Consider the following 21,756-nt stretch of genomic DNA (forward strand, 5'->3'; position numbering starts at 1 on the left):
GGCGTCGAGCGGTCAGGCGTCGATGCGCGAGCGGTCCAGGGTCGCGGCGGAGCTGGTGATGAACTCCTTGCGCGGGGCCACCTCGTTGCCCATCAGCAGGTCGAAGACCTGCTCGGCCGCCTCCAGGTCGCCGATGTTGATCCGGCGCAGGGTGCGGTGGCGGGGGTCCATGGTGGTCTCGGCCAGCTGGTCGGCGTCCATCTCGCCCAGACCCTTGTAGCGCTGGATCGAATCCTTGTAGCGGATGTTCTTCCGCTGGAATTCGAGGAGGGTCTGGCGCAGTTCATTGTCGGAATACGTGTAGACGTACTTGTCCTGGCCCTTCTTGGGCTGGACGAGTTCGATCCGGTGCAGCGGCGGAACGGCCGCGAAGACCCGGCCCGCCTCGACCATCGGCCGCATGTACCGCTGGAAGAGCGTCAGCAGCAGGCAGCGGATGTGCGCGCCGTCCACATCGGCGTCGACGAGCAGGACGATCTTCCCGTACCGCGCGGCGTCGATGTCGAAGGTCCGGCCCGAACCGGCCCCTATGACCTGGATGATCGCGCCGCATTCCGCGTTCTTCAGCATGTCCGAGACCGACGACTTCTGGACGTTCAGAATCTTGCCGCGGATCGGCAGCAGCGCCTGGAATTCGGAATTGCGGGCCAGCTTCGCGGTGCCGAGGGCGGAGTCGCCCTCGACGATGAAGAGCTCGCTGCGCTCGACGTCGTCGCTGCGGCAGTCGGCCAGCTTGGCGGGCAGGGAGGACGTCTCCAGCGCCGTCTTCCGCCGCTGCGCCTCCTTGTGCTGGCGGGCCGCGATACGGGTCCGGGCCGCCGCGACGATCTTCTCCATCACAGCGCGCGCCTGCTGCTTGTCGTCGCGCTTGGTGGAGGTCAGGAAGGCCTTGAGCTCCTTGGCGACGACGGCGGCGACGATCCTGGTGGCCGCCGAGGTGCCCAGCACCTCCTTGGTCTGGCCCTCGAACTGCGGCTCGGCCAGCCGGACGGTGACGACCGCGGTCAGGCCCTCCATGGCGTCGTCCTTGACGACGTCGTCCTCGGCGACGCGCAGCAGCTTCGCGGACCGCAGCACCTCGTTCACGGTCTTGGTGATCGAGCGCTCGAAGCCGCTGACGTGCGTGCCGCCCTTGGGCGTGGCGATGATGTTGACGAAAGACTTGACGCTGGTCTCGTAGCCGGTGCCCCAGCGCAGGGCGATGTCCACGCCCAGCTCGCGGGTGACCTCGGTGGGGGTCATGTGGCCGCGCTCGTCGAGGACGGGGACGGTCTCCTTGAAGGTGCCCTGGCCGGTCAGGCGCAGCACGTCGCAGACGGCCTTGTCCTGGGCGACGTAGTCGCAGAACTCGCTGATGCCGCCGTCGAAGCGGAAGACCTCCTCGGTCTTGCCGGCGCCGTCGATGCCGCGCTCGTCGCGGACGACGATGGTCAGGCCGGGAACGAGGAAGGCGGTCTGGCGGGCGCGCTGGTAGAGCGTCTCCAGGGAGAGCCGGGCGTCCTTGAGGAAGATCTGCCGGTCGGCCCAGTAGCGGACCCGGGTGCCGGTCTTGCCCTTGGCAATGCGCTTGATCTTGCGCAGGCCGTTGGCCGGGTCGAACGTGCTGTCCGGCCCCTGCTCGGCGAAGACCCCGGGGACGCCGCGGCGGAAGCTGATCGCGTGCGTGGAGCTGCCGCGGTCGACCTCGACGTCGAGGCGGGAGGAGAGCGCGTTGACCACGGAGGCGCCGACGCCGTGCAGACCGCCGGAGGCCGCGTACGAGCCACCGCCGAACTTGCCGCCGGCGTGCAGCTTGGTCATGACGACCTCGACGCCGGACAGCCCGGTCTTGGGCTCGACGTCGACGGGGATGCCGCGGCCGTTGTCACGGACCTCGACGGAGGCGTCGTCGTGGAGGACCACCTCGATGTGGTCGCAGTAGCCGCCCAGGGCCTCGTCGACGGCGTTGTCGATGATCTCCCACAGGCAGTGCATGAGACCGCGGCTGTCGGTGGACCCGATGTACATGCCGGGGCGCTTGCGGACGGCCTCGAGGCCTTCAAGGACGAGCAGGTGCCGCGCGGTGTAGTTGGAGCCGTCCCGGTCTGCTCCGGACAGCAGCGCGCTGGAAGGCACGGACGTGTCGGCGGTCACGCAGTTCGCTCCTCGCTGAATTTCTCTTCTGGCCCCGTCGGGGCGCAGGGTGGCTCGGTTGCCCGTCGAAGGGTACCGAGGCCTGGTAGAGCCGATGCAACGCCACCCTCGCCCAGGATCAGCGTAGTGCAGATCCGCACGGGTGTTCGATCCCCCAAGGGGGTGAAGCAAACATCACGTTCCCATCCAGGCATGAACCATTTAGGGTTCGGGCACGTCCTCATGAACAACCGGCACTCGCGCCGGGGAGGACGAACTGCGACAGACGAACTGCTGCAAGCGAACGACTGACAACGCGAAACCGTAAAGCAACGCAATACGGCTCCTTCGCCGCCAACCGGCAGCAGCCGGCCAGCTTCGGAAGGAAGTTTCGAGGAAAAGCCGCGAGCGGGAACGTTTTCGGCCTGGTTGGATGTTGACCCTGGTACGACAGCTCGTCGAGCTGAGAGAAGAGGCGACGTGACTACTGTTCTGACACCCGCGACCCCGCTGACGGCCGCTGACCGGTGCGACCGTTGCGGCGCCCAGGCATATCTGCGCGTCGTCCTGCTGAGCGGTGGTGAACTGCTCTTCTGCGCCCACCACGGACGTAAGTTCGAGCCGGAACTCAAGAAGATCGCCGCGGAAATACAGGATGAGACCGAGCGGCTGACGTCCGCTCCGGCGGCGCACGCCGACACCGAGGACCGCTGACCAGCCTGTACCTCACATCCGACGAGCCAGGACCGGCCAAGCCGGTCGATGGGCGGCACTTCTGAGATCCAGAAGTGCCGCCCATCCTCACGTCTGCGGCCCTTCCGGCACGCCGGGCGCCCGCCGGTCCGCGGGGAGCGCGTGGCCGAAAACAGCTGCCGAGAGAACCGTCGGCGCTCCCGCCGGGGCCTCTGAGGCCACAGCGGCGCGTGAGGCAGCAGTGCGGTGAGCCGCCCCCCGCCCCGCCGGATGCCCTGTAAGAGCGCTTGCAGCCGGTGCGTGGCGCCTTGCGCTTCCCCATGTGGTGTCCTGGTCGGCCGCGCGCTGCCGGGCCGTCTCCGGGCCCGTCACGAAGTCGGCGAAGGCCGCGATACGCGTGTAGACGCCCGGGCTGTCCGCCCGGCCGCAGCCCCGCCCCCAGGACACCACGCCGATGAGCCGCCCCTGCGCGACGAGGGGACCGCCGCTGTCGCCCTGGCAGGCGTCCCTGCCTCCGCTGCGGTGGCCCGCGCAGACCATGGACTCCGGCCGGTACCGGCCGTCCGCATCCCCGGGGTAGGCGCGCAGGCACACCTCGTCCTCCAGCACCGTCACCCGCGCGGCACGCAGCCCGTACGCGTAGTCGCCGAATCCGCTCGTGTCGCCCCATCCGTAGACGACGGCCTCACTGCCCTCGGCGTAGCCGGGATGCCCCTCCCCGGCCGGCGGGAGCACGGAGCGTGCGGGTACGGCTTCGTCGAGTTCCAGGACGGCCAGGTCCCCGGTGTTGCTGTGCGGGTCGTAGTCCGGGTTCACCCGGGCCGCGCGCACCGCGATCTCCCTGCCCTCGGCCGCCCTCAGCTCCGTGCGTCCGGTGATCACCCGGAGGTCGGGTACGCCGTCGACCGGGCTGCCCAGCACCTCGCGGCTCAGGCAGTGGGCCGCGGTGACCACCCGGGTCGGGCTCACGAGGACGCCGCCGCAGAACTGACCGGCCCGGATACCGCCGAACCGGTCACGGCTGGCCAGGGCCACCACCCAGGGGCTATCGGCCACCTTCACCGGCCTGCCGCCGATCACCACACTGTCCGCGGCCGCCTGCGGCGCGCGGGCCAGCGGCGCCGCGGCCGCCCCCGCCGCCAGGGCCAGCGCACCCGCCAGAGCACGGGAAAAGGGTCGACGCATCGGGCCTCCTGACTCTGCGTGTGGATGACTCCACCCAGAGTGGGATGCCCGGGGGCCGTGCGCACCCGCGCGCGGCCCCCGCCGACGGCTCGGCCTGCCCGGCCGGGGCCGGACAGAGCCGGCCGGGGCAGGGCCGGGCAGTCGGACCGGATGCCCGTCAGTCGGACCGGATGCCCGTCAGTCCAGGTAGTCGCGCAGTACCTGGGAGCGGGACGGGTGGCGCAGCTTCGACATCGTCTTCGACTCGATCTGGCGGATGCGCTCGCGCGTCACGCCGTAGACCTTGCCGATCTCGTCGAGGGTCTTGGGCTGACCGTCGGTGAGGCCGAAGCGCATGGAGACGACGCCGGCCTCGCGCTCGCTGAGGGTGTCGAGGACCGAGTGCAGCTGCTCCTGCAGGAGCGTGAAGCTGACCGCGTCGGCCGGGACGACCGCCTCGGAGTCCTCGATGAGGTCGCCGAACTCGCTGTCGCCGTCCTCGCCGAGCGGGGTGTGCAGGGAGATCGGCTCGCGGCCGTACTTCTGGACCTCGATGACCTTCTCGGGGGTCATGTCGAGTTCCTTGGCCAGCTCCTCCGGGGTGGGCTCGCGGCCCAGGTCCTGGAGCATCTGCCGCTGCACGCGGGCGAGCTTGTTGATCACCTCGACCATGTGGACGGGGATGCGGATCGTGCGGGCCTGGTCGGCCATGGCACGGGTGATCGCCTGCCGGATCCACCAGGTCGCGTAGGTGGAGAACTTGTAGCCCTTGGTGTAGTCGAACTTCTCCACCGCGCGGATCAGGCCCAGGTTCCCCTCCTGGATCAGGTCCAGGAAGAGCATGCCGCGGCCGGTGTAGCGCTTGGCGAGGGACACCACGAGACGGAGGTTGGCCTCCAGCAGGTGGTTCTTGGCCCGGCGGCCGTCCTCGGCGATGATCTCCAGCTCGCGCTTGAGCTTGGGGGCCAGCTTGTCCGAGCCGGCCAGCTTGTCCTCGGCGAACAGGCCGGCCTCGATCCGCTTGGCGAGCTCGACCTCCTGCTCGGCGTTGAGGAGCGGGACCTTGCCGATCTGCTTGAGGTAGTCCTTGACCGGGTCGGCGGTGGCGCCGGCCACGGCGACCTGCTGGGCCGGGGCGTCGTCCTCGTCGTCGGAGATGACGAAGCCCTTGCTCTCGCCGCCGTCCTCCTCCTCTTCGGCGTCGCCCTTGACCTCGCCGGGGCCCTCTTCGAGGAGCTCCTCCTCGGCGATCTCGTCGGTGTCCTTCTTCGCCGCCGCCTTCTTCGCGGCCGTCTTCTTCGCGGCGGGCGCGGCCTTCTTGGCCGCCGTCTTCTTCGCTGCCGTCTTCTTCGCTGCCGCCTTCTTCGCGGCGGGCTCGCTTGCGGGCTCCTGCTCCAGCGCGTCCGCCGGCTCCGGGTCCGCCGTTTCGGCCGCCGGTGCCGCGGCGGTCCGCGCAGCCGTCGTCTTCGTCGCGGCGGTCTTCGTGGCCGTCCGCTTGGCCGGGGTCTTCGCTGCGACGCTCTTGCGGGTGGTGCGCTTGGGCGACTCCGCGGCACTGACCATCAGCGTCACACCCTCTTCCTCGAGGATCTGGTTGAGGCTGCGCAGAACATTCTTCCACTGGGTCGCAGGAATCTGGTCAGCCTCGAAGGCCCGACGCACGTCATCGCCGGCGATCTGCCCCTCGGCCTTGCCCCGCTCGATGAGCGCCATCACAGACTCGGAATCGGCGATTTCCGGCGGGAGCGTACGGGATGTGCTGGCCGACACGAACAACCTCTCGGAACGATGGAAACGGCTTCCGACCCCGGCCGGGTGGTGCTGGACCGGAGCCGACGACCACCGACTGGGGATGGGCCGGGGGCGCGGGCAGGGGCCGGGGAGCTGTACAGCACCCGCAAGGGCTGCTGTCTTCCCTCCGTCGGCCATCACCTCTCTAGGTCATCGCTTGACTTCGCAGAGCGTTACGCCCCAATCTTCGTGGCCCAAGTCACAACGGGGGGTCGGATGGGCCGCCTGGAGGGGCATATGCGCAGGTCGGACGGTATCTGCAGGCGGCCGGCGCAGGGTCGCAAAACGGCCGGAAAGGGCCCGGTGGGGGCCGGATCCGCGCGCCGCGGAAGTCCGGCGGTGCTGCGGAAGTCCGGTGGCGAAGGACCGCTCACGCTGGTGTCGCCGGACCCGGCCGGGTCCGGCGACATGTGCGAGTACCTCCGCGCCTTCCGTCCGGGCGGCTCCGTCAGTGCTCGCGCGGGGCGGGTACCACGCGCTCGACCTCGGGGTGCACCGTCAGCAGCTGGCGCATCGCGCTCTCCGCGCCGGCCGCGTCCCCCGCGGCGAGGGCCTCGACGATCCGCGCGTGGTGTGCGACGCAGGTTTCGCTGGGGCGGTCGCAGGTCGTCGTGGGGCTGCCGGAGACCTGGAGCGCGGCGGAGACGATGCCGGAGAGGTGCTCCAGCATGCGGTTGCCCGCGACCTGGATGAGGAGGGCGTGGAACTCGTTGTCGGCGCGCGCGAAGGTGATCGCGTCCCCCTGCCCGAGGGTGTGGCCCATGATCTCGACCATGTCGGCGAGGCGCTGCTGGATGTCCGCGCGGCCGTGGCCCGCGGCGAGGCGGGCGGCGAGGGGCTCGATGGTCCAGCGGAGCTCGTTGAGCTCGCGGCGCTGGTCCTCGCGCTGGGGGCCGAAGGCGCGCCACTCGATGATGTCGGGGTCGAGGAGGTTCCAGTCGGCGACGGGGCGGACCCGGGTGCCGACGTTGGGGCGGGCGCTGACGAGGCCCTTGGCCTCCAGCACGCGCAGCGATTCGCGGACCACCGTGCGGGAGACCTCGAAGCGCTGGCCGATCTCCTCGGGGACCAGCGGGCGGTCCGCGCCCAGGTCGCCGGAGACGATCATCTGGCCGAGCTGCTGGACGAGTTGGCCGTGGAGCCCGCGGCCGCGGCTGCCCGCCGCGCGGCGGCCGACCCGGCTCAACTCGACGTCGGCGCCGTCCCAGTGGGGCGCTGCGACGCGGTCGGTCCCGGAGGACTCCGTGTAGGGATAGCGGTCCAGTTCGCCCGGGCCGGCGAGGCCGGAATCGGCATGGCGGGCGGCGGTCATCATGGTGTGCGCAAGGGTACTCACGAATCCTTTGTCGGCCGCGCCTTCATGAGCCTTGAGGTCTTTGGTGAAAAGCACACGAAAGGGTGATAGGTGTCACCTGCGCAATTGACGACTTATCGTAAAGAACCGGGCTTTTCATGGGGAGTTGCGGTCCCGTTCACCCGATACGAGCGCGTCCGGTCACACTGCGGCCGCGAACGGGACCGCATCGATCACCAGCGGACGCGACTGCGCAGTCCTGTGAACCCATAGGCGCACAACAGGACCATCAGCGACAACACGAGTGCGGTGCCCACGGGTTGGGCCATCACCCGGAGGGCCCCGAGGACCAGGCGGTCGGCCTCCGGGGGCCACTGCGCCCAGGACAGTCCGCGCAGCCGGGCCACGACCCCGGTCACCGGATGCGCAGACGGGCCCTCCAGCACCTGCCGCACGAGCGGCACCACCGCGACCGGTACGGCGAGCACTGCGGCCAGCCCTGCGGCCGCCGACCGGAAGACGCCGGAGGCCAGCACCCCGGCCCAGGCACAGCCGACGAGCAGGCCGGCCCAGCTCACGACCGGGGAGATCCACCGGTCGGGATTGCGCAGCGGTCCGCTGCCGAAGACGAGCTGCGTGGCCGCGGCGTCGGCGGCGACGGCGAGCGCGCCGAGCAGCAGGGCGAGGGCGGCGCAGACGGCGAGCTTGGCGGCGAGCAGGCCCATCCGGCGCGGGACGGTGCCGCGATGGGCGGCGAGCGCGGGGTAGCGGTATTCCTCGCCGAAGGCCAGGGCGCCGAGCAGGCCGGCCCCGAGCGCCGCGGGCGGCAGGGGCAGCAGCTCCGGCCAGGCGACCAGCACACGGCCCTGCGACGCCTGGCCGGAGCGCGCCAGCGCCAGGGCGGTGACGACGGAGACGGCGACGACCAGGGCGGCGGTGAGAGCGGGCGCGGCGGTTCCGAAGACGCGCAGCAGTTCGTAGCGCAGCGGCCGCAGCGGGCCGCCCACCCGGCGCACCGGCGAGGCGGGCGCCCGGGCGGCGGACCGCCGGCGCCCGTCCCCGGCCGGGGTCGGGCCCGACGCCCCGGGGGAGGAGCGGGCAGCCGTTCCGGCCGCTTCGACCGCTTCGGCGGTGCCTTCGGTGCCGGAGGACGCGGCGCGCGCCTGCGGGACCGGGGCTTCCTCCGGCGCGATGACCGTCCGGGCGTCACCGGTCTCGTCGGCGAGCTGGTGGACCAGGACGCCGTGGCGGAAGGCCGCCTCGCCGACCTCGGCGCAGTTCGCCCCGTACACGGACAGGTGGTTGCCGCTCTCCTCGACGATCTCCACCGGGCGCTGCGCGTCCCGGGCCTCCCGGCCCAGCACGTCGGCCAGCCGGGCGGCGTGCGGGGTGCGCACGGCGACCCGCGGCCGCAGCCGGGTGTGCGCGAAGGCGGCGGCGTCCTGGTCGGCGACGAGCCGCCCGGCGGCGATACTGACGACCCGGTCCGCGCAGCGTGCGGCCTCCTTCGCGTCGTCGGTGGTGAACAGGACCGCGCCGCCGAGGGCGGCATGGCTGCGCAGCAGGCCGTGGAGCCAGCCGCGGTCGCGGGGCGAGAGTCCCGCGGCGGGCTCGTCGAGGAGCAGGGTGCAGGGGTCGGCCAGCAGGGCGGCGGCCAGGGCCACCCGGCGCTCCATGCCGAGCGAGAGCGAGCCGAGCCGCTGGTCGCGCAGGCCCGCGACGCCGACGAGCTCCAGGACGGTGTCAGCTCGGGAGGCGGGCACCCCGGCTGCGGCGCAGAGCATCCGGAGCTGGCCCCGGACCGTCCGCGCGGGGTTCCCGGGGACGTCGCCGAGCAGTACGCCGACCTCACGGCCGGGCTGCGGGATCCGGTGCAGCGGGCGACCGCGGAAGTAGGCGACACCGCGGCCCGGTTCGAGCTCCAGCATGAGCCGCAGGGCGGTGGTCTTGCCCGAACCCGGTTCGCCGAGAAGGGCGGTGACGGCGCCCTGGCGGGCCTCGAAGGTGAGGTCGTCCACGAGGGGCGGAAGGTCTCGACGGGGAGTGCTGGTGAGTCCGATGGCCTGGAGCATCGCTTCCCTCGCGGGGGGTGAGACCGCTCTGCGGCAGGGTCAATTCCCCATACAAGATAACGCGATATGTCCGATTTTCGCCGCATTCTGGCTGCGTGCGCCCCCGTGTCGGCCCCCGTATCGGCGCCGTACCCTCCGGACCCCGGGGCCAGAACTCAGGCTTCCGGCCGCAGCATCGGCGGGTTGAGCAGGGTGGCACCGCCGGCCCGGAACAGCTGGGCGGGCCGCCCGCCCTGACGGGTCGTCGTCCCGCCGGCCGGCACGAGGAACCCGGGGGTCCCGGTGACCTTGCGGTGGAAATTGCGGGGGTCGAGGGCCACGCCCCACACCGCCTCGTAGACCCGGCGCAGCTCGCCGACCGTGAACTCGGTCGGGCAGAAGGCGGTGGCCAGGGAGGAGTACTCGATCTTCGAACGGGCCCGCTCCACCCCGTCGGCGAGGATCCGGGCATGGTCGAAGGCGAGTCCGGAGGACGCTTCCCCCTCGGCCGCCAGGAGCTCGTCGACGGGGGCCCAGCGCGCGCTGTTGGCGTCTCCGCCGGCGCGGGGCGCGGGCAGGTCCGGAGCGAGGACGAGGTGCGCCACGCTGACCACGCGCATCCGCGGATCCCGCTTCGGGTCCCCGTACGTGGCGAGCTGCTCCAGGTGGGCGCCGTTGCCCGCGCCCGGCTCGGCGGGGTCATGCGCGCACAGCCCCGTTTCCTCGGAGAGCTCCCGGGCCGCGGCCGCCGCCAGGTCCTCGTCCCCGCGCACGAAGCCGCCGGGCAGGGCCCACCGCCCCTGGAACGGCTGCTCACCGCGCCGGACGACGAGTGCGCAGAGGGCGTGGCGCCGTACGGTGAGCACGACCAGGTCGACGGTAACGGCGAACGGCGGATAGGCCGACGGGTCGTAGGGAGACATGCCGCGATCATAGTCGTCTTCCTGACGATAAACAGAGCTTTCGTGATCCTGAAGACGACGACGGGCAGCCTACCCGCCCAGTTGAAGCGCATGCGCGGCCTCCTCCACCATGCCGAGGCCGAGCCGGCTGATCCGCAGGGCGAACGGCTCGCCCGCCACCCGCAGGCCGGAGAGCCGCAGCGCGCCGAGCGGGGCGCCGGGCAGCGGGACGAGGGCGACCGTGCCCGCCGGGGCGTCGGGGCGGATACCGGCGAGCGCGGCCAGCACATGGACCCCGGCGGCCGCGGACACCGCGGCCGGACGGCAGGCCGCCGGGTGCGGGAGCGGCGCACTGCCCGCGGTGCGCTGCTCGGCGGCGTACATCTCCGGCAGCCGGAACCCGAAGCACTCCGCGGCGTCCAGCAGACCCCGCAGCAATGCGGTGGCCTCCTCCGCGAAGCCGGCCTGGGCCAGGCCCGCGACCGCAACGGCGCTCTCGTACGCCCGCACCGCGCCCGAACGGTGGCCGAAGGGGTTGTGCCCCGGCTCCCGTGAGGCCATGCTCCGCAGCCCCCATCCGGAATCCATGGCCGGAGCCCCGAGGAGCCGGACGAGCTGTTCGGTCCGGACCCGGTCCAGCAGGCCAGGGGCGGGCAGGCCGCCGCCGAGGAGTCCGGTGTCGAGGAGGTGGGCGGCGGCTCCGGTGAGCCGGGGCAGCGGCCGCCCGTCGGGGTGCAGGGCGGCGGCCGGCCTCCCGCCGTCGGGGCCGTCGATCCAGAACCGGTCCCGGAACCGGGCGCGCAGTGCCTCCGCCCGGTCGCGCCACTCCTGCGCGCCGGGCCGCCCGCACCCGTCCAGCAGGTCGGCGCCGAGCAGTGCGGCCCGGTGGGCGTGGGCCTGGGTCTCGCAGCGGCGCGGCCCCGGATCCGGGTCGGCGAGGAACCCGTCCTCGCCCAGGGCCCCGCGGAGCCAGTCCAGGCACTGCTCGGCGGCCGGGAGCAGCCGGGCCACGTCCCCTTCGGGCATCCCCCACCGCCGTGCTTCGGCGAGTACCGCCGGGAAGGCGAGCGTGGCCTCGGTGCCGGTGCACCCCGGCGGGAGCTGCGGGCCGGCGCCGCGCAGCGGACCGGGGATCTTCCCGGCATCGGGGCCGCGGCCGCCCGCCTGGGTCCGGGCCAGGGTGCGCAGGGTGGCCGCGGCGAGCCCGGTCCCGAGCGGCAGTGCCATCCTGGCGGCCCACAGGGACTCCGCGGGGGCCAGCCCGAGCCGCCACGGCACGCCGGCGGCGGCGAAGGCGTCGGCCGGCTGCTCGTGGTCCCGCAGGAGCAGCGCGCCGAGGTCCTCGACGCTGGTCCGGAACCAGGCCTCGGCCCGCGGATCGTCGCACTCGGCCCTGGCGTCGGACAGCGGGTTGGCCACCTGCCCGGCCGGCGCCCTGGAGGTACGGGCGTGCGTGGTCCGCAGCTCGATGGTGCGGGACTCCCCCGGCCCCAGATCGAGCTGCCAGCGCAGCAGCCCCGCGGAGGCGAGCACGTCGTCCGGCGCCGGTTCGGCCACAGTGACGGCCTGTGCCTCGCCCGTGCTCCAGCGCAGCCCGGCGGCATGCACCCCCGCGGGCAGTTCCGGCCCGGCCCGGCCGGCGGCCACCGCGGCAAGCTCGGCGAGGTCCGTGCCGAGCAGGATCTCCACGGGCAGGCGCACCGGGCGGGCGGTGAAGCTGCGCAGGGTGATCCGCTCGGTGCCGTCCGCGTACCGCACCCGATCGACGCCGACGTCGGGATCGGGCCCGGCTTCGCCGCCCGTGCGGACGGCCGCGGTGAACGAGGCCCGGTCGGCGCCGAGGCTGCGCCCCTGGACCGCGACCGGCTCCCGGCCGCCGACCCTGAGCACGCAGCGGGACAGGAGCCGCCGCCCGGACCGGTAGATCCCGTCGATCCCGCGGCCGGTGAGCTGACCATGCTCGGGCGAGATGACCAGGCAGGGCGCCGATACGCAGATGACGGCCCCGTGCACGGGCGGCAGCTCGGGTCTGGGGGCTGGGATTACAGAGTGGGCCATGGTCCGCCTTGTCTGGGCGCGCTGCGCTCCGGTCGGTTCCGCCGGGCGGCGGGGCCGGGCCCCCGTCACCCTCCTGGGGAACGCCCCCGCCCCCGCGCGGGTCACGGGCCCCGGCGGCGGCTCGGGCCGGAACAACGGCCGATCCCCCGCTTCGCCGCCGCGGCGTCCGTGGCGGTCCGCACTGCGCGATCCCGCGGCTCACGGGCCCCGGTGCGCCCCCGGAACAGGCCCCGGCTCATCGGTCGCTCCCGGTGGTGCGGCGGCCCTCGCGGCGGACTCCCCGGTCCTTGCGGCCCGGCGGGCGCTTGAGGGCCGCAATGCGCTTGCGGCGGGGTTCCCTGCGCCGCCGCTCGGCCCGCAGGCAGGCCCGCAGCCCCTCCGGGTCGATGCCCTCGTTGCAGGCCTGGTGGAGCAGTTGGGCGAAGCGGTAGTCGGCGTCGGCCCGCAGGGCGAGCCCCAGGACGATGCGGGCGGTCGGCTCGTCCCCGGTGGACCACGAGACCCAGCCGGCGAGGGTGAGCGGCGCCGCCGCGTGCTCGCCGTAGGCGCCGACGCAACGCCTGGCCAGGGCCCGCCACAGGCGCAGCGCGGCGGCGGCCTCCTCATCCTCCATCCATTCGGCTGCGATGTCCCGTGTCTCGCGGTCCTGGAGGCCGAGGATCAGGGTCGCGGCCTCGTCGTGCCCGAGCAGGGCGTCGTCCCAGTCGTCGGCGCCGGGCCCGCCCTCGACGGGCGGGGCGAGGGTCAGCCGCTGCATGAGGGTGCGGGCCAGCGTGATGGTCTCGGCGCCGATGTCCTTCCGGCTCGCCCCGTCGAGGATCCTCGGGACGAGGGTGGCGGCGGCTTGGTCGAGGGCGCACTCCATCTCCCGCGCGGTCGCCCCGTTCAGCGGCGCGAGGCGCCCCTCGATCTCCCGCAGGGAGCCGCGGATCCGCAGGCCCGCGAAGGTGGCGGCGGCCGCTGCCACCGAGGTGCCGGGGGCCGCCAGGACGCTGCCCTCGGCCGGGCAGCAGCGCTCGTCGGGACAGCAGTAGGACCAGTACCGGCCGCCGGAGATGCACAGGGCCTCCAGGACGGGCACGTCGAGCGCGCCGCAGGCCAGCCTGATCCGCTGGGCCAGGGGCCGCAGCCGGGTCATCACCCGCTGGCCGCTCTCGCCGGCGCGCGGGTCCTGGTACAGGAACAGGATGATGCCGTCGGGCTTGGCGGCGCGCCGCTCGCTGCCCTGGATCAGGCTTTCGGCGACGAGCCGGGCGGTGTCCTCCCACTCTGCGGGCGCGGCGGGGATGCCGAGCCGGAGCCGGCCTCCGAAGCGCCCGCCCTCGCCGTGCACGGCGACCATGACGAGGGAGTCGGTGGGGTGGAACCCGAGCAGGTAGGGCAGCGCGTCGGCCAGCTCGGCGGGGCTGCGCAGGGTGATCTGCGGGTCGGTGGGAGATCCGGACGGGTTGATGGAGGGCCGACCGGACGGGGTGGGCGATGCGTGCTCGTTCGTCATGCCCCGACGGTCCCGCGCAGGATCCGATCCCGAAAGCCCTGTGGATAACTCGTCAATTTTTCAACATCCACAGGTTCGGGTCGCGGTTGGCGCGATGTCGGAGGCATCGGGTTGCATGGGGGCATGAACGCAGACCTGAGGTCCTCGGCCGACTCCGTACTGGCCCGTCTCGTGGGCGACACCACGGGCACCGCCCGCCTGCGCGAGGACCAATGGCTCGCGATCGAGGCACTGGTGGCGCACAAGCGGCGCGCCCTGGTGGTGCAGCGCACCGGCTGGGGCAAGTCCGCGGTGTACTTCGTCGCCACCTCGCTGCTGCGGGCCGCCGGCGCCGGACCCACCGTCATCGTCTCCCCACTGCTCGCACTGATGCGCAATCAGGTCGAGGCCGCGGCCCGCGCCGGCATCCACGCCCGCACCATCAACTCCGCCAACCCTGAGGAGTGGGAGGGGATCCAGGCCGAGGTGGCGGCGGGCGAGGTGGACGTCCTGCTCGTGAGCCCCGAGCGGCTCAACAACCCCGACTTCCGCGACCAGGTCCTGCCCAAGCTCGCCGCCGCAACCGGACTGCTCGTGGTGGACGAGGCCCACTGCATCTCCGACTGGGGGCACGACTTCCGCCCCGACTACCGGCGGCTGCGCACGATGCTGGCCGACCTGCCGCCCGGTGTCCCGGTGCTGGCGACGACCGCCACGGCCAATGCCCGGGTGACCGCCGACGTCGCCGAGCAACTGGGTACGGGGGCCGGGAGCGACGCGCTCGTGCTGCGCGGCCCGCTGGACCGGGAGAGCCTGAGCCTGGCCGTGCTCACCCTGCCCGACGCCGCGCACCGGCTGGCCTGGCTCGCCGACCACCTGGGCGAACTGCCCGGATCCGGGATCATCTACACGCTGACCGTGGCCGCGGCCGAGGAAGTCACCGCGTACCTGCGCCACCGCGGTCACACGGTGGCCTCGTACACCGGCAAGACGGAGAACGCCGACCGCCAGCAGGCAGAGGACGACCTCCAGGCCAACCGGGTCAAGGCCCTCGTCGCGACGTCGGCCCTCGGCATGGGCTTCGACAAGCCCGACCTGGGCTTCGTCGTGCACCTGGGCTCGCCGTCCTCGCCCATCGCGTACTACCAGCAGGTCGGCCGCGCCGGACGCGGTGTGGAGCACGCGGAGGTGCTGCTGCTGCCGGGCCGCGAGGACGAGGCCATCTGGCAGTACTTCGCCTCGGTGGCCTTCCCGCCGGAGGAGCAGGTGCGCCGCACCCTGGACGTGCTGGCCCAGGCGGACAGACCGCTGTCGCTGCCCGCCCTGGAACCGCTGGTGGACCTGCGGCGCACCCGGCTGGAGGCGATGCTCAAGGTCCTCGACGTGGACGGCGCGGTGCACCGCGTCAAGGGCGGCTGGACCGCGACGGGCGAACCGTGGGTGTACGACGCCGAGCGCTACGCCTGGGTGGCCCGCCAGCGGGCCGCCGAGCAGCAGGCCATGCGGGACTATGCCGCGGCCACGGGGTGCCGGATGGAGTTCCTGCGCCGGCAGTTGGACGACGGGGAGGCGGAGCCGTGCGGCCGCTGCGACAACTGTGCCGGGGCCCGGTTCACCGCGGACGTCTCCGGCACCGCCCTGGACACCGCGCGGGGCGAGCTCGGCCGTCCCGGCGTGGAGTTGGAGCCGCGGCGGATGTGGCCGACCGGACTCGCGGCCGTCGGCGTCGACCTCAAGGGCCGTATCCCCGCCGGGGAGCAGGCCGCGCCGGGGCGGGCGCTCGGCCGGCTCTCCGACATCGGCTGGGGCAACCGGCTCCGTCCGATGCTGAGCACGGGGGCCCCGGACGAGACCGTCCCGGACGATGTGGCGCAGGCCGTGGTCGCGGTTCTCGCCGACTGGGCACGGGGCCCGGGCGGCTGGGCATCGGGCGCCCCGGACGCGCCCGCCCGGCCGGTGGGAGTGGTGTCCCTGCCCTCGCGCAGCCGCCCCCGGCTGGTCGGCTCGCTGGCCGCGCGCATCGCGGAGGTCGGCCGGCTCCCCCTGCTCGGAGCGCTGGCCTACACCGACCAGGTCCCGGAATTCGGCCTGCCCTCGTCCAACAGCGCCCAGCGGGTGCGCGGACTCCACCGGGCCCTGGCCGTGCCTCCGGAGCTGGCCGCGGCACTGTCCGCGGCGGCGGGCCCCGTACTGCTCGTCGACGACCGGGCGGAGACCGGCTGGACCCTCGCGGTGGCCGCCCGGCTGCTCCGTCAGGAAGGCGCGAAGGAGGTGTTTCCGCTGGTGCTCGCGGTTCAGCCGTAGCCGGATGGGGCGCCGTCGGCGCGGCGGGGCAAGGATATGAGCGGCATACAGGCGAATTCCGGTCGGCGGCGTCAATTGCTCATTGCCGCGCGCTCGCGCACCACGCGAGAATTGGAGAGCTCCCGCGTTCGACGGCACACACTGGGCCGTGCCGCGGCGCGCCCGCACTCCAGTTGTGCCCGTCCGCGGGCGTGTACCCGAAGGGAGGACCGTGACCTTCGGATTCGCCCCGCCTTCCACATCGTCACTGGCGAACGCGACCCGCGGTGGCAGTCGGCACGGAAGACTGCTGGAACCCGGGGAGTGGACGGCGGCGGGCATCCCCCTGCTGCGCAACCCCCGCGAGGTCGTCAGCGGACTGCATTCCCGGCACAGCCCCGTGCCGTCGACCGCGGTCATAGCCGTCCTCGACTCCGAGGAACGGCTCGTGGCGAGCGCGTCGTTCGTCCAGCGGTCCGCGTCGGCCGACGGCTGGGATTACCGCAACGCGCTCCTGGCCGCCCTGCGCCGGGTCATCCCCCACGACCTGCGCCTGCGCACCCCGGTGCGCACGGCGGTGCTGATGTACTGCCGGGAGGGCGACGAGCGGTGGACCGAGGAGGACGGCGCATGGATGTGGGGGCTGCGCGACGCCTGCACTCTGCACGGGCTGCGCTGCGGCGCGTACATCACGCTGACCCGCACCGGCTGGCAGGTGCTCGGTGAAGGCCGGGGAGGCCGGCGCCCCAGCTCGGACTCGCGGCCGGAGCGGCTCGGCGACGCCGTTGCCGAGTTCCCCGCGCTGAACCTGAGCACCGGTGGCGGCGCGGCCGAGGCCCTGCGCCGCACTGCCGCACGCTGACGCGCCCTGCCTGTCCGCGACCTGGCCTGCTGCCACATCCCGGCACACGCGGCCGCGCCCGCGCAACGGCGTACGGACAGCCCTTGCGGCCGTACACCCTGAGCGGGCGTACGGCGGTTCGGGCTGCGGGCTTCAGCGGGGCCGGCCCCGGCCAGCCCCGCCCCTCGCCCGCACCGGGGTGCGGGGCGTCAGACGCCCGCGCCCAGAACGGAGTTGATCCGCTGCGGTTCACCGCACACGATCAGCAGCGCACCGGCCCGCGCGAGCGCGACCGGCAGGTTGGCGGCAGCGGCCTCCTCGGGTCCGCCGTTGGCCGCGAAGACCACGACGGGACGGGCGGCGGCGCGCTTGACCTGCGTCGCGTCCGCATAGAACACGTCGTCCGCGGCATCGTGCAGGGCCCAGTAGGCGGCCTCGCCGAAGGACAGTTCGTGCGCGGCCCACGGGTGCAGCTCGCCGGTGGTGAGCACCAGGATGTCACCGGGCGCGCGCCCGGTGTCGAGCAGCAGGTCGACGGCCTCTTCGGCCGCGTCCAGCGCGCCCTCGGCGGAGGCCGGGATCAGCTGGATCTGCGGCACCGCCGTCGAGACGGACGGTGCGGTGGCGGCGGGGGAAACGGGCCCGGCAGCGGGTGCGGCCTGCGGTGCGGGCCGGGTGGCGGGACCGGGACGTCCGGGCCGCGGGACGGCGGCGGGACGCGGACCAGGTACGGGACGGGGGGTCTGCGCGGTGCGGCTCGCGGCCGGCGTGACGCGGGGACCCTGGGCACTCTCGTGAATCTGAGGCTCCTCGGGGATGAGAGGCATGAGTTGATATCTATCAAACACCGGTACGAAACGTACCGGCGGGGGGCACTTGGGTGCGATCAGAAATCGAAGCCGAGTTGGCCTCCGTTTTCCAGCTCCATCGCTTCCTCGCTGCGGCGCACCTTCTTCAGGTGGCGCCACCGGGGCAGCGCGTCGAGGTACGACCACGAGAGCCGGTGGTACGGGGTGGGTCCCAGCTCCTCCAGCGCGGCCCGGTGGACGGGCGAAGGGTATCCGGCGTTGGCGCCGAAGGCGTAGGCCTCGAACCCGCCGCCCTGGCCGCCGAGTTCGGCCATCATCCGGTCGCGCCTGACCTTGGCTATCACCGAGGCCGCGGCAACGGCGACGCAGGACTGGTCACCCTTGATCACGGTACGGACCTGCCAGGGGGCTCCGAGGTAGTCGTGTTTGCCGTCGAGGATCACCGCATCGGGCCGTACGGGCAGCGCCTCGAGGGCGCGCTCCGCGGCCAGCCTCAACGCGGCCGTCATCCCGAGTTCGTCTATCTCCTCCGGGGAGGCGTGCCCCAGGGCGTACGAGGTGACCCACGCCTCCAGGACCTCGAGGAGGGCGTCGCGCCGCTTGTGCGTGAGGAGCTTGGAATCGGTGAGCCCTTCGGGCGGCCGGCGCAGTCCGGTGATGGCTGCGCACACGGTGACCGGACCGGCCCAGGCCCCTCGTCCGACTTCGTCGACCCCGGCGATGACCTTGGCGCCGGTGGTTGCACGGAGGGAGCGTTCGACGGTGTGAGTGGGTGCTTCGTAGGCCATGGCGCCAGCAAGATTACGCCGCCCCGAGCCGCCTGCACACCCCGGCCCGGGCGGAGTCCGCGCGGCGGCCCGCCCGACGGCCCGGGCACCGGCCGCGGAGGGGCCGGACGAGCGGCGGTTTCCCCGACCCCCGGATCCGACCCGTTCACTCCTGCACACTTCCGTCCGGCACTCCGGAAGCGGCGATCCGACACCGCAGACAAAACGGAACCGGCGCATCCACCGACCTTCAATCCCACACCATCCCCTGCGGTGAAGGATCCCTGATCAGCGGCGGCCCCGGCACGTCCGACCCGCCCGGACCTGCCCGTGGGGCCGGTCCACACACGGCACATCGCATTCGTGAAGCACCGTGGCCGCCGACAGCACGAGGGCCCGGGTGCGGGATCTCGTCCCGGGCCCGGGCCCTCGTACCGTGCGGAGCGTCCCCTACTCGGAGCGGCTCCCGAACGCGCCGAGGCGGTGGCAGACCTGGTACGGGACGGTCACCGGACGCTCGTCGAGGATCTTCCGGGCCCGGTACCCGTCGAGGCTCATCGCGTACCACGGCACCTGGCCGGCGCGCGCGAGCTCGTCGTTGATCCCGCGCAGGGCGCAGGAGCGCTGGGGTTCGGGCAGCCGGTCCAGGGCGGGCACCGCGTCCGCCGACAGGAACCGGAAGTACGCCAGGTCGATCTTGCCGGTCTCGGTGAAGCGGACGGCGTTCTGCTCGGCGATCACGGCATCCGGGGACATCAGCCCGAACGCGAGCGTGGCGGCCGCGGCACTTCCGACGACGGCACGCGGCAGCCAGCGGGCGCCGAACACCCCGACGGCCATGATCAGCACGATGACCAGGCCGAGCCAGAGCTCCATCGCGGCCACCGACACCCGCAGCCGGGTCAGGCCGTACGCGTCCACGTACAGGTCCATGCGGCGCAGCGCGGAGGCGACCACCACCAGGGTCAGCGCGCACAGCGTGCCGAGGACGGTGCGGACGAGCCGCCGGTCGGCGGTGCCGGAGCGCGGGGCCCAGCGCAGGGCGAGCGCGATCACGGCGAGGGTGAGCAGGGTCGCCCAGAGCAGCTGCCAGAAGCCCTGGCGGGCGTACTCGGAGTAGGTGAGCCCCGTGCTGCGCAGGACCTTGTCGTATCCACCGAAGAGGACGGCGAGTTGGACGGCGTTGAAGCCGGCGAAGAGCAGGTTCAGCACGATGAGCGGGAGCGCCCATTCTACGCGGGAGCGGGGCTTGCCGGCGGATATCTCGATCCGGTCCCAGCGCGACGGCGCCGCGGCGGTGCGGGCGAGGCCGAGGGCGATGACGGCCGCCAGCAGGAAGAGCAGCAGCCGCACCGGGCCGTCGCCGATCGAGACGTCGGGGATGAGCTCGCCCAGCAGGTCCGCGAACGCCGCGTCTGCGGAGGCGAACAGGGCACCGAAGAGCACCAGCAGGACCACCGCGACACCGGCCGCCTTGACCACGGGCATCCAGCGGCCCCGGTCGACACCGCTGCTCCGCGAGCGCAGCCCGGCCCAGGTCCAGCGGATCCCGGTCACGGTCCCGTCGACGAGGCCGAGCGGGCTGAGCAGCGTGCCGTGCCAGGTGCGGCTGCCGTGCAGGGCGAGCGCGCCCGCGAGGAGGGCGCCGAGCAGCGCGAGCGTGGTGGGCCAGCCGGAGTCGCGCAGCGCGGGGACGGCCAGCAGGGCCACGCAGCCGAGCGCCCAGACCACGGTCCACGGGCGGACGGTACGGCCGGCTGTGCGGGCGGCGGCGTACGCGGCGACCATCGCCGGCAGGGCGACGAGCAGCAGGCTGAGCCCCAGTCCGTCGCCCAGGAACAGGGCGGCGGCGATGCCGGTGGCGAGGGCGGAGGCCAGGACCGCGGTGGAGACGGGCGCCGGCTGGGCAGGCTGGGCAGCCACGGCCCAGGAGAGCGGGGCGATGGACCAGGCGCCGCTGCGTTTGCGCTCCTGCCGGGCCTGGTACCTCTGCCAGGCCGTGGGGTCCCAGCCCGGCGGCGGCCCGGCGAAGGCCTGCGGGGGCACGCCCGCGGCTGCGACGCCGGGCCTGCCCGCCGCCGGACTCGGCATCTGCGCCGGCGGGTTGGCGCCGCCGAACCCTACGGGCGCGGTCACACCCCCGGACCCTGCAGGCGCGCTCACACCGTCCGACCCTACGGGCGCGGTCACACCCCCGGACCCTGCAGGCGCAGTCACACCCCCGGACCCTGCGGGCGGGTTCGCGCCCTCGGACGCTGCTTCCGCGTTGCTGTCTGCGGATGCTGCCCCCGTTTCGGCCGGGTCGGCATTCTCTGCCATCGGGCTCCCCTCCCTGTCAGCCGCCCCCGCTGTGCCGCGGAGTCGGCAAAGGGCACAGGTTAGGCCTGTGACGTGCGGCTTTACCGGGATTGACAGGCGCCTGTGGCAGGACCGTGACAAATCCGAGCGCGGGAGCGGGAGCGGGCGCGGGCACCGCGGCGGATGCTCCGGCCAGGTGCTCCGGCACGTACCCTCCGCCGGCCCGGGAGGAAACGGCCCCGTTTCCTCCCGGGCCGTCGCGCGGGCAGCGCTCCACCCGGGCGCGGGCTAGTGCTTCGGCGTCTGGGGAAGCCACGCGGGGAGGGCTTCGGTGCGCGCCAGCCATGCGGCAGGCAGCACCTCCTCCCCGCGCCCGCCCAGCACGCCGCCGACGATCGCGCAGGTCGTGTCGACGTCCCCGCCCACCTGCGCGGTGGTCCAGAACGCCTGCGCGTAGTCGTTCAGCGAGCGGGCCGCCGACCAGAGGGCGAACGGCACGGTGTCGTGCGCGCTGGTGCGGCGCCCGCAGCCCAAGACCGCCGCCACCGTGGTCGCGTCGCCGTAGTCCAGCATGTCCCGGGCCCGCCGCAGGCCCGCGCCCACGGCGCTGCGCGGCACCAGCGCGATGACGTTGTCCAGCAGGTCGGTGGAGGTCGGCGGGCCCAGCGGATCCGCCGCCAGGGCGGCCGCCGCGGCGACGGCCATCGCCCCGCACACCGCCTCGCGGTGCTGGTGGGTGGTGTAGGCGGAGATCTCCGCCTGGTGGATCGCCTGCTCGGGGTCGTCGGCGTACCAGGCGCCCAGGGGCGCGATGCGCATGGCCGCGCCGTTGCCCCACGAGCCCTGCCCGTTGAACAGTTCGGCGGCAAGGGTCCGCCAGTCCTCGCCCTCCCGGACCAGGCGCAGCATCCGGTTCACCGCGGGACCGTAGCCGCGGTCGAAGTCGTGGTGGTGGGCGAAGGAGTTGGCGAGGGCGTCCTGGTCGATGCGGCCGTGTTCGGCGAGGACGGCGAGGACCGAGCAGGCCATCTCGGTGTCGTCGGTCCACTGCCAGGTGTCGGTGCCGACGGGCAGTTCGCGGCGCTTGAGCAGGGGGTAGTTGACGGGGACGAAGTACTGGGAGCCGAGGGCGTCTCCCAGGGCCAGCCCGCGGAGGCTGGCCATGGCGCGTGCGAAGCGCCGTTCGGAAGCGGAATCAGCGGTCATTGCGCGTCAC

At 73.4% G+C, this 21,756-nt stretch carries 14 protein-coding genes and 1 pseudogene; 3 read left to right on the top strand and 12 right to left on the bottom strand.

Annotated features, from left to right (window positions below):
• Window positions 1-12 precede the first annotated feature (12 nt).
• Entirely contained in the window at window positions 13-2,133 is a 2,121-nt protein-coding gene (locus tag ACIQUT_RS21145) for a type IIA DNA topoisomerase subunit B (protein ID WP_403564589.1), read from the bottom strand.
• Between the two features lie 459 nt (window positions 2,134-2,592).
• Between ACIQUT_RS21145 and ACIQUT_RS21150 the strand changes: the two genes are divergently transcribed.
• Window positions 2,593-2,826 (top strand): hypothetical protein, encoded by a 234-nt coding sequence (locus tag ACIQUT_RS21150; RefSeq protein WP_114054552.1) that lies wholly within the window; start codon window positions 2,593-2,595, stop codon window positions 2,824-2,826.
• Between the two features lie 357 nt (window positions 2,827-3,183).
• On the opposite strand, the pseudogene ACIQUT_RS21155 reads toward ACIQUT_RS21150, so the two are convergent.
• The 7 genes and pseudogenes from ACIQUT_RS21155 to ACIQUT_RS21185 all read right to left on the bottom strand — a co-directional run.
• Window positions 3,184-3,990 (bottom strand): annotated as a pseudogene (locus tag ACIQUT_RS21155) (S1 family peptidase); the annotation flags it as partial.
• Between the two features lie 177 nt (window positions 3,991-4,167).
• Complete coding sequence (locus ACIQUT_RS21160; protein WP_403564590.1) at window positions 4,168-5,745, bottom strand: RNA polymerase sigma factor; 1,578 nt, start codon at window positions 5,743-5,745, stop codon at window positions 4,168-4,170.
• Window positions 5,746-6,208: 463 nt separating this feature from the next.
• Entirely contained in the window at window positions 6,209-7,150 is a 942-nt protein-coding gene (locus ACIQUT_RS21165; protein ID WP_403564592.1) for a FadR/GntR family transcriptional regulator, read from the bottom strand.
• A 137-nt stretch (window positions 7,151-7,287) separates the two neighbouring features.
• A complete protein-coding gene (locus tag ACIQUT_RS21170; protein ID WP_403564593.1) occupies window positions 7,288-9,126 on the bottom strand; it encodes an ATP-binding cassette domain-containing protein in 1,839 nt (612 codons plus the stop codon).
• Window positions 9,127-9,281: 155 nt separating this feature from the next.
• Window positions 9,282-10,028: an NUDIX domain-containing protein gene (locus tag ACIQUT_RS21175; RefSeq protein ID WP_403564595.1), complete on the bottom strand. Its 747-nt coding sequence runs from the start codon at window positions 10,026-10,028 to the stop codon at window positions 9,282-9,284.
• A gap of 69 nt (window positions 10,029-10,097) precedes the next feature.
• Window positions 10,098-12,065 carry a glycogen debranching N-terminal domain-containing protein gene (locus tag ACIQUT_RS21180; RefSeq protein WP_403564597.1) on the bottom strand — a complete coding sequence of 656 codons (1,968 nt, stop codon included), beginning with the start codon at window positions 12,063-12,065 and terminating at the stop codon, window positions 10,098-10,100.
• A 235-nt stretch (window positions 12,066-12,300) separates the two neighbouring features.
• Entirely contained in the window at window positions 12,301-13,563 is a 1,263-nt protein-coding gene (locus tag ACIQUT_RS21185) for a DUF4192 domain-containing protein (protein ID WP_403564599.1), read from the bottom strand.
• A gap of 123 nt (window positions 13,564-13,686) precedes the next feature.
• Between ACIQUT_RS21185 and ACIQUT_RS21190 the strand changes: the two genes are divergently transcribed.
• Together ACIQUT_RS21190 and ACIQUT_RS21195 are read left to right on the top strand one after the other, a co-directional pair.
• Entirely contained in the window at window positions 13,687-15,846 is a 2,160-nt protein-coding gene (locus tag ACIQUT_RS21190; RefSeq protein WP_403564601.1) for a RecQ family ATP-dependent DNA helicase, read from the top strand.
• Between the two features lie 211 nt (window positions 15,847-16,057).
• The gene (locus ACIQUT_RS21195; protein WP_403564603.1) at window positions 16,058-16,687 is read left to right on the top strand and encodes a hypothetical protein; all 630 of its coding nucleotides are present in this window, start codon (window positions 16,058-16,060) and stop codon (window positions 16,685-16,687) included.
• A gap of 188 nt (window positions 16,688-16,875) precedes the next feature.
• Here ACIQUT_RS21195 and ACIQUT_RS21200 read toward each other — a convergent pair whose 3' ends face one another.
• From ACIQUT_RS21200 to ACIQUT_RS21215, 4 genes are all read right to left on the bottom strand, one after another.
• Complete coding sequence (locus ACIQUT_RS21200) at window positions 16,876-17,493, bottom strand: hypothetical protein (protein WP_403564604.1); 618 nt, start codon at window positions 17,491-17,493, stop codon at window positions 16,876-16,878.
• A 59-nt stretch (window positions 17,494-17,552) separates the two neighbouring features.
• A complete protein-coding gene (locus tag ACIQUT_RS21205; protein ID WP_403564606.1) occupies window positions 17,553-18,263 on the bottom strand; it encodes a ribonuclease HII in 711 nt (236 codons plus the stop codon).
• A gap of 429 nt (window positions 18,264-18,692) precedes the next feature.
• Window positions 18,693-20,561, bottom strand: coding sequence for a DUF4153 domain-containing protein (locus ACIQUT_RS21210; RefSeq protein ID WP_403564607.1), 1,869 nt, complete (start codon window positions 20,559-20,561; stop codon window positions 18,693-18,695).
• A gap of 267 nt (window positions 20,562-20,828) precedes the next feature.
• Window positions 20,829-21,746 carry an ADP-ribosylglycohydrolase family protein gene (locus ACIQUT_RS21215; RefSeq protein ID WP_403564609.1) on the bottom strand — a complete coding sequence of 306 codons (918 nt, stop codon included), beginning with the start codon at window positions 21,744-21,746 and terminating at the stop codon, window positions 20,829-20,831.
• Between the last annotated feature and the right edge of the window lie 10 nt (window positions 21,747-21,756).

This window comes from Streptomyces sp. NPDC090445 (genome assembly GCF_044769385.1).
Classification (GTDB): domain Bacteria; phylum Actinomycetota; class Actinomycetes; order Streptomycetales; family Streptomycetaceae; genus Streptomyces.

Excerpts from the sequence above, each read along its gene's own strand:
- ACIQUT_RS21170 (WP_403564593.1), bottom strand. The coding sequence starts at position 9,126 with ATGCTCCAGGCCATCGGACTCACCAGCACTCCCCGTCGAGACCTTCCG.
- ACIQUT_RS21175 (WP_403564595.1), bottom strand. The coding sequence starts at position 10,028 with ATGTCTCCCTACGACCCGTCGGCCTATCCGCCGTTCGCCGTTACCGTC.
- ACIQUT_RS21180 (WP_403564597.1), bottom strand. The coding sequence starts at position 12,065 with ATGGCCCACTCTGTAATCCCAGCCCCCAGACCCGAGCTGCCGCCCGTG.
- ACIQUT_RS21185 (WP_403564599.1), bottom strand. The coding sequence starts at position 13,563 with ATGACGAACGAGCACGCATCGCCCACCCCGTCCGGTCGGCCCTCCATC.
- ACIQUT_RS21190 (WP_403564601.1), top strand. The coding sequence starts at position 13,687 with ATGAACGCAGACCTGAGGTCCTCGGCCGACTCCGTACTGGCCCGTCTC.
- ACIQUT_RS21200 (WP_403564604.1), bottom strand. The coding sequence starts at position 17,493 with ATGCCTCTCATCCCCGAGGAGCCTCAGATTCACGAGAGTGCCCAGGGT.
- ACIQUT_RS21205 (WP_403564606.1), bottom strand. The coding sequence starts at position 18,263 with ATGGCCTACGAAGCACCCACTCACACCGTCGAACGCTCCCTCCGTGCA.
- ACIQUT_RS21210 (WP_403564607.1), bottom strand. The coding sequence starts at position 20,561 with ATGGCAGAGAATGCCGACCCGGCCGAAACGGGGGCAGCATCCGCAGAC.
- ACIQUT_RS21215 (WP_403564609.1), bottom strand. The coding sequence starts at position 21,746 with ATGACCGCTGATTCCGCTTCCGAACGGCGCTTCGCACGCGCCATGGCC.